Annotated in this window: 10 protein-coding genes; 3 read left to right on the plus strand and 7 right to left on the minus strand. The window is 68.1% G+C overall.

The features are described 5' to 3' along the window. Together VFJ21_04140 and VFJ21_04145 are read left to right on the plus strand one after the other, a co-directional pair. Positions 1-286: hypothetical protein (locus tag VFJ21_04140; protein HET7406311.1), on the plus strand; the 286-nt coding region annotated here is incomplete at its 5' end. A 288-nt stretch (positions 287-574) separates the two neighbouring features. Next, positions 575-1132: a hypothetical protein gene (locus tag VFJ21_04145; protein ID HET7406312.1), complete on the plus strand. Its 558-nt coding sequence runs from the start codon at positions 575-577 to the stop codon at positions 1130-1132. A 1144-nt stretch (positions 1133-2276) separates the two neighbouring features. Here the strand turns inward: VFJ21_04145 and VFJ21_04150 are convergent. The 3 genes from VFJ21_04150 to VFJ21_04160 are packed head-to-tail and all read right to left on the minus strand — an operon-like array spanning position 2277 to position 4107. Further along, the gene (locus VFJ21_04150) at positions 2277-2771 is read right to left on the minus strand and encodes an SRPBCC family protein (GenBank protein ID HET7406313.1); all 495 of its coding nucleotides are present in this window, start codon (positions 2769-2771) and stop codon (positions 2277-2279) included. Continuing rightward, the gene (locus VFJ21_04155; protein HET7406314.1) at positions 2768-3454 is read right to left on the minus strand and encodes a helix-turn-helix domain-containing protein; all 687 of its coding nucleotides are present in this window, start codon (positions 3452-3454) and stop codon (positions 2768-2770) included. Before VFJ21_04155 ends, VFJ21_04150 begins: the two co-directional genes overlap by 4 nt. Then, positions 3451-4107, minus strand: a complete 657-nt coding sequence (locus VFJ21_04160; GenBank protein HET7406315.1) for a hemerythrin domain-containing protein — start codon at positions 4105-4107, stop codon at positions 3451-3453. The genes VFJ21_04155 and VFJ21_04160 overlap by 4 nt, the downstream gene beginning before the upstream one ends. A 502-nt stretch (positions 4108-4609) precedes the next feature. Here VFJ21_04160 and VFJ21_04165 point away from each other — a divergent pair. Continuing rightward, entirely contained in the window at positions 4610-5566 is a 957-nt protein-coding gene (locus VFJ21_04165) for an IS110 family transposase (GenBank protein HET7406316.1), read from the plus strand. Between the two features lie 75 nt (positions 5567-5641). Here VFJ21_04165 and VFJ21_04170 read toward each other — a convergent pair whose 3' ends face one another. From VFJ21_04170 to VFJ21_04185, 4 genes are all read right to left on the minus strand, one after another. Next, complete coding sequence (locus VFJ21_04170; GenBank protein HET7406317.1) at positions 5642-6034, minus strand: nuclear transport factor 2 family protein; 393 nt, start codon at positions 6032-6034, stop codon at positions 5642-5644. Between the two features lie 54 nt (positions 6035-6088). Continuing rightward, complete coding sequence (locus VFJ21_04175; GenBank protein HET7406318.1) at positions 6089-6472, minus strand: VOC family protein; 384 nt, start codon at positions 6470-6472, stop codon at positions 6089-6091. Positions 6473-6534: 62 nt separating this feature from the next. Further along, on the minus strand, positions 6535-7215 hold the full coding sequence (locus VFJ21_04180) for a hypothetical protein (protein HET7406319.1): 681 nt from the start codon (positions 7213-7215) through the stop codon (positions 6535-6537). A 154-nt stretch (positions 7216-7369) separates the two neighbouring features. Beyond that, on the minus strand, positions 7370-7820 hold a 451-nt coding region (locus VFJ21_04185; protein HET7406320.1), incomplete at its 5' end, for a transcriptional regulator.

Here is a 7820-nt window from a genome sequence, read left to right on the forward strand (position 1 = left end):
CTGTTACCACTCCGATGGCCTTCCTGCCGCGGTGACGTACATGGATATGACCATCCAGTTGCTGTATGGCGAGTACCCCAACGGAGAGGTCGTCGCGCAAAACAACTGCTCCAACGAGGGAAGCTCGTACCTCTCCTGCAACGCCGCGACCAGCACCTGCGTGCCCGGGTACTACTACCCGTGGGTCTACATAACCATTGAATTCCCCCCGGGCTACACGCCTCAGTGGGGGTACACGCAAGGTAGCACCGGCAGAGCCGAGCCGTTCATCGACTGCGTCACCTGACGTTGATCTCGGGGCGGTCGCTGGGGATGCTGTTCGTCGCCATGGCGAGCGGTGCTCCAGCGACCCCCTCGTCGTGGGACGCCCTGTCGGAGGCGGACGGCGCGCGCGTGTCCGCGCGGTGCGCTTCGCGGCGTCGAAATGGCGAATCTCGCTAACGGGCGGGTGCGCTTGAACGCATGGCACGGCTCCGGCTGGGAGATCCGCATGGTGTTCCGGACGAGGTAAGCCGCGGCTTGGTTTGAGCCGTGTGCATAACGTTGGCTCATGCGAAGGCGGAGTGTTTCGGTGATGGGACGCAAGGATGACCGGGACTGGGAGCTTGGCACCCAGGACGAGGTTGCCTGGATCGCGGACATGACGACGGTGGGACCGACTATCTCGTCAGCTATCCCGCCGATCTTTGACGCGTACGCCACGGTGGTCCTGCCGGTAGAAGCTGAAGCCTTAGAAGATCACGAGTGTCGCCTGATGAGACTCCTAGAGGAGGCGCCTGGCGACCGGGCGTGGTGGCTCGGTTATCTGGACACGGGCACGGACGACGTGGTTTTCACTGACGCGCCCAGGGTCAGGTTGTACGCCGGTTGGCCGTACGTGCTGGTCAAGGCAGGCCGTCTGCAAGCCCAGCAGTGGCGGGCTGACGCCGCCTTCACCACGCACAGCCGGCTTCCCGATCTCATGTTTCCCGCCGACCGGACGTGGCTTCTGTCAGCGCTCTGGGACGACGACTGGTGGTCTCTTGGGGGCCCTAGAAGCCTCATTGACGCGTTCACCCGGGACCCCGACCTCGAAGTACGCGAAGTGACCACCGACGAGAGCGCAACGCCGCCAGGACACGTCTCGCGGTGACCGCGTGTGGCGCGAGATGTCCGCAGCTCGAGGTCCGGCCAGACAGTGGTCGGCAGTGTGGCGATGAAGTGCCGTTAGCCGCGTCGTCGCCTTCCGAGCACGACGAGGGTGAAGACGATGCCCGCAACAGCGGCTGTGATGGCACCTCCCACGACGGCATGCGACCAGACGAATCCCGAGGCGCAGTCAGCCGGTCTGGGACACAGCCCCGAAGGCGGGCACGAATACTCACACTGCGATGGTGCATCGCCAGCGGCCCATCCAACTACGCCGACGAGCGCCACTGCCAACCCGGCAAGGGCAATGTCGCGCAACCTCACGACGCGAACGATACGTGTCGGGGAGCGAGCCCGCCTTGCCGTAGAAGAGGTGCCGTGATCGTGCACCGGGTACGGACGGCCGTGGGCACCGCCACCGGCGCTACTGGGCAACCCATGGGGAGGGGAAAGCGTCTATCGTGCGTGCAGCGGGGGTGCTCATGATGCGACGCTGGGTTGGCACGGCTGCGGCATGCGTCTCGGTGGCGACGACGATGCTGACCGGTTGCTCGTCGAGCGGTCGTCCCTCTTCTTCGTTGACGCCTGCAATGACGCCTAGCGGCCCGGGGTCGTCAACGGTGGTCGCGACCGCTTCGGCGACTACGTCCGCGTCATTGCCTCACGGCTACATCGCAGCCGACTTCCAAGGACAACCGGCCCGGCCGTGCGCCGTCGCGACGGCGGGGCAGGAGATCTCTTTCCGCATTGAGCCCGACGTACCGCAGCCCTCCTGCTGGAAGGTCCACGAGTTCCGGGCAGTGCGCATCGTGAATGCCACGGGTGACTTTCACCAGCGCGCGGAAGTGGTCACGGGATCGCTAGGTGGCGTCGGTCGCTTCCGTTTGGGGCCGGGCACCAGCACCCTCCTCCGCCTTCCACATAGAAAGTACTTCGCGCCCGGCGACCACTGCGTAGCAGTGAGCCGCTACCGCGGTAGCTGCCTCGCGATCTGGCTAGTGACGCGCAGCGGATAGGTGCCGTTGTGAGCGATCGGTAAGTCTGACGTGCCCGCAGGGTCACCGGCGTTACCGCCGCCTACGTCCCGAAGCCCTCATTTGCTGCGGCGGTTGTCCCAGCTGGCCCGGGCCACGTGGTCGTCTACGAGCTCAACGATGTCGACTGGCGCTGGGGGCTGCGATCTCGCCGAGTCGCTGCAGGTCCTGTGCCAACGCCTGTGTCCGGTCGCGGTGCGAAGGGTTCACCATGGCGAGCAGTAGCTCCAGCCAGCGGGGCAGCTTGGTCACCTGGTAGCTCTGCACGATGCGCGTCCCGCTGGCGTCGGGTTCCAGGCGGATCCGCCATTCGGTGCTGTCCGGGAGCGTGGGAGTCGCGAGGGTCCGCCACACGAGCTCGCGTGGTGGGTCGACGGCGAGGATTTCGCAGACCCGGCTCCACCGCATCCAGCCGCTCCGGTTGCGCCCGCGGAAACGGGTCCCGGGACGAGCGGCGGTCGCGGCGCCGAGCCATCGCACCTGGTGGCACTCGTGGCTCCACTCGCCGGTGCGGGTGACGTCGGACAGCACCCGCCAGACCGCATCCGCCGGTGCGGGGACCGTGACGCCAACCTCACCGGATCGAGGAATCCTGCGCGTACTGGTCATGATGTGCTTCCCCCCTGCCTCGTGGTTCGTCGTCTAGGTGACGGCGCGCCGGTGTCGAGGCCGAGCAGCCGCGCCGTGATGCTCCCGGCCCACGCCTGGTACTCCTCCGGTGTCCAGCCAGACCGCTCCGTCAGCAGCTGCCAGACCTCGACAGACAACACTGCCCACAGGCCGTCGCGCTCCTCCGCGCTCACCGGCCGGCCGGCGATCAGCACGAGCGCCTGTTCGACGGATTCGCGCCGCCGCTCCTCGCTCTCCGCTAGCCGCCGCTCGAGATCGGCGTCGCCCCCAGCCGCTTGGCGGAAGGCAAGGTTCAGCGCCGCGGAACGCAGCAGGATCTGCGTTTGCAGGAAGGCGCCCGCGGCAACGCGCTGCGCCGGCGTCCCCTCGGCGAGGGAGGCGAACTCCGGCCGCTGGGCGAGCGGCACCTCGGCGAGATCTCCGACGACGGCGGCGTCGATGGCCGCCGCCAGCAGTTCGCTCTTCGACCCGAAGTGGCTGTAGACGGTCTCGACGGCCACGCCCGCAGCCGCCGCGATGTCCCGCATCCCGGTCGCGGCCCATCCCGAGCGAGCGAACAACTCCGTCGCCGCGCTGACGACAGCAGACCTGGTCTGCGCCGCCTGCTCAGCGCGTCGCGTCGAGTTGTACGACCGCTTCCGCCGAAGTCCGGCTTCGCTCACCCGCGTCCTGCCACGACGGTCGAGGTTCGCACGGCGGTTTCTGTGCGCCAGCGCGCGGCCGCTGCGCGCCGGTAGGTATGCGCGAAGCCGTGCAGCAGCACGAAGCGCGGGACCGGCGGAACCAAGCTGACGACGAGCCGCCTACTTTCCTCAGCGACACCGTCGATGAGGAAGTGCCCGACCAGGCCGAGCTGCCGGGCTGATCTGCCCTTCACGTTGTAGCGCTGATCCCACTCCTCCCACTCCCGGGCAGTGATGCTCCGCGCCACAACCGGCATCGCCTCCTCCACCTCACGGTCAAGATGTGGGACCAGCACATCGGTCAGCGCATCGAGCGCATCGACCAGCCGCAGCCGGGCCCGGTCGTCGGTGGATTCCGCGTAGGACGACGCCGCTGCCTCCAGGTCCTTGATACGCGGCGCGATCCGCTGGTGGTCCGCCTCCAGGCGGTCGAGCAGCGCGGCTGCCTCCGGGTTGCGTTCACGAACCAGCGGCCACAACCCAGTGTCCTCGTTCGTGTGGTGATCGTGCAGAAAACTCATCATCCACAGCACGTGCCCACCCAGCGCCCGCCGCTGCCTCGCTGCTGGATACGGAGCGGTGGTGAGCTCGCGCCCGGTGCGATCCAGATCGCGCCTCAGCGCCGCATGCACTACACCCATGATGCGTGTGTCAGCGGGCCCCTCAGCTTCGACCATCATCGGACGTCCCCCCTCACTAGATCAATGACTGCACGGCGCATCCTAGAACAGGCTTGTATCGGATACAAGTACGTTCCGCAAGAAATACTCGGGAGTGCCGCTGCCCCCGGTAGTCGCGGCGAGCGAGGACCGGGCGATGCGCGGCCGATGCGCCGCCTCCGTTACTGAACGCAACTGGCTGCGTAGCGCGGACATTGCGCGATGGCGCGGCGCGAAACAGGTCGGCATAAGTGCCTACCTGTTCACTCGACGGCAGCCCGGAGCCTGGCCAAGGATCCGGGTCAGGTGGCCGGCGAGTCGCTCTCTAAGTGCATGCCCACGATCCTGTGTGGCTCGGGAACGGTTTGCGTCCTCGCCGGCTGCTGTCCCGGCGGGTCGTGGTTCAAGAGGGATCTGCTTCGCTCGAGGTAGGACTGCCCGGCCTCGCCATCCATCGAGGTGACGGAGGCAGGCAGTGACAGCGGTGATGATCGGCGTCGACCCAGCCAAGCGCTCGCACGCGATGGCCGTGCTCGACGGGCAGGAGGAGCAGCTCGCAGCTCTGCAGGTCGTCAACGACAGCGCCGGCTACCGCGACATGCTCCGGCTGGCGAAGCGGTGGCCGCAGCGGACCTGGGCGATCGAAGGTGCCGGCGGTGTCGGCGTGCAGCTCGCGCAGCACCTGGTCGCCGACGGCGAGACCGTCATCGACGTGCCGCCGAAACTCTCGACCCGAGCGCGGATCTTCGACGTCGGCCACGGTCGCAAGAACGACCCGACCGACGCGCGCACGGTGGCAGTCGTGGCGCTGCGCACCAAGAACCTGCGCCGGGTCGTGGTCGATGACGAGATGATCGCGATCCGGCTGATGGGCGATCGCCGCAGCGACCAGGTGCAGTCCCGGACCGTGACGGTGAACCAGCTGCACCAGCTGCTGATGGAACTCATTCCTGCTGGTGCAGAACGGAATCTGACGGCGCCCAAGGCCAAGGCACTGTTGGCCAGGGTCCGCCCTCGGGATGTCGCCCGCCGCACCCGCCGGCAGCTCGCCGCCGACCTGATCGGCTACGTCGCCACGCTCGACCGCAAGCTCAAGGACCTGGACAAGCGACTGCACGCCGCGGTCGAGGCGACCGGCACGACCATCACCGAGATCAAGGGTGTCGGGGTCGCGGCGGCCGCGATGATCCTCGGCGAGGTCGGGGACGTACGCCGCTTCCCCAGCCGCAACCACTTCGCCACCTACACCGGCACCGCACCCCGCGACGTGTCCTCCGCCGGTGTCGACAAGCAACGGCTGTCGCGGGCCGACAACCGAAAGCGCAACCACGCGCTGCACGTCATCGCCCTGAGCATAAGCGGTACGACCAACGCGGAGCGGCGTACGACGCCAAGAAGCTCGCGGCTGGTAAAGGCGAGAGCCCAAGACTGACGCGGATTATCGCGCCGTCGCGCGGCGACCCATCCTGCCGCTCGTTCGCGCCCACCACCTGCGCAGGTCAGCGGCTCACCCCGTCACGGCTGGCTGCGTGAGCGCGACGATCTGCGCGGAGTCGAGGTACTCGTCGAGCCGGCTGATCAACCCGTCGCGAATGGTCACCACCAGGCAGGCCGGGATGGCCACCGATCGTCCGGACGGCGCGGTGGCGTGCAGCACGTGCTGCTGCACGAATCCGTCGGGCAGTGCGTCCCGTCGTACGACCTCGTAGCGAAGGTCGGCGAGATTGCGCACCACCCAGCCGAGCACCCGCAGGTTCTCCTGCTTGTTCTGTACGACGCCATCGGTGTTGTGCCAGACCTCGACGTCATCGTGGTAGAGCGCGGCGACGGCATCGATGTCCGCGGACTCGATCGCACGGAACAGCGCCGTCGCTACGGAGAGAGGCTCTCTAGGGATCACCGGGCCATGCTGGCCGACCCACGCGCGCACCCGCAAGCGGCCGTCGCGGCAGCCTCAAACCGCGTAGGTGCGCAGCTCGATGACGTTGCCTTCCGGGTCACGGATGTAGACGCCCGCTCCGATGCCGCGGGCGCCGTACAGCTTTCGGTTGAGCGGTGCAGCCACCACCCAGCCACGCTCGCCGACCAGGGACTCGAGCGCGTCCGCGCCGACGTCGACCGTCAAGGCGACGTGCGCGACGTTCTCGCCGGTGCGCTCGCCGTGCAGGAAATCGACGATCGAACCGTCGTTGAGCCGCAGGGAGGGAAAGGGCGCGGATCCGGCGCGCCACTCCGCCACCCGCACCGGCTCGAGACCGAGCTCACGTTGCCACCAGTCCAGCGTGGCGGCCACGTCGGTACAGACGATCACCACGTGGTCGACACCGGTCGCGCGCACGCACCGAACGGTATCGATGACAGGTCGAAACGTTCAACGGATCAAGCGTCCGACTTCGGCCCTCACTGGTCGGCCGCTGCCGTCAGGTCGCGGTCTGCCAGCTCCCACGCATGGTCGAGCATGTGCCACGCGCAACGTCGAATGAGGAACTGCAGCGCCCAGGACCGGGCCGGCTCGCCACGGATGTGGTGTTCCCGGATCGCCTCGAGGAAGGTCGCTCGGTAGTCGCGCAGCGCATGCGGGTCGTCCCTGGTCTCCAGCGGGACTTTGACGCCGACCTTCGGTGCGAACTCGACGATCTCTGCGCCGTTGACGTGACGGATGATGCGTTCCTTCTCCCAACCACCGCCGCGCGGCCCCGTGCGCAGCTCGTGCGACACGCGTGCGGCCGTCTCGTCGAAAGTGCGCCAGCAGGCTTCGAGCAGCGCGATCTTGCGCTCGGCCTCAGCCGCGGTCATCGGGCCGGTCTCCGGCGTCGCCGGGCGGCCAGACAGCCCGTAGTAGTCGGTCATGCCGATCCCGTCGAGCTGCTCGACCACGGCGAAGCCGTCCGCCGCATCGAACTCCGCACCGAACCCCGCGAGTGCGGCGACCTCGGCGTAGCGCGGGCGGTAGGCCTCGAGAACCGCGAGCACGTCGTCGCTCTTCTTGGCGCTGCGGTCCCATCCCGGCCAGTCGAACGCACAGGCGACGACACGCTTCTTCTTGCCGTGCTCGAGCATGACCCGGATCGGATCGCCCATGCCGCCGCCCCTCTCTCCTACGGCGTGAGGCGTCGACGGTAGTACCGCCTGACCGCCGCCGGGCTCGACGGGACGAAGCTGGCGTACGCCGTCGAGTTGCCCAGCGGCTGGGGGCGGTTCCCCGTGGCGAGGTCCTGAGCCAACCCCCCGCTGGTCAGCGACGGGCGGGCCGGGGGACGCCGGCGAATGCCGACAGGCTGAGCCAGCGAGGGAGCGCCCGACGCGCCCACTGCGCTCCTTCGGTCTCCAAGTCGCTGCGCAGCGCTTCGGCCCAGGTGATGTCACCGCGCCAGAGGCGGGTGAGCGTCTCGAGGGACGTCACCACCGACACCGTGACGGCATGGCCGGGGTCACTGTCACAAAGGTCGACACCTTCGGAGGCGACGACGATCCACCAGCGCGCGGACTCGCGCCGGACGTCGGTGAACCGGAAATGCAGGACCGTGCGGCCGTCCGGCATCGCGCCGAGCTCGAGGTTGCGGTGAATGTCCCACAGGAGCAAGTGCGGATCGAGATCCTCGTCACCGAGCTGCGGGATCCAGCGCGCCCCCCAGGTGCCGAGCGCCTCCACCACGGGATACAGCTCCTTGCCGGCCTCGGTCAGG

This window comes from Mycobacteriales bacterium, assembly GCA_035690485.1.
Lineage (GTDB): Bacteria > Actinomycetota > Actinomycetes > JAFAQI01 > DASSKL01 > DASSKL01.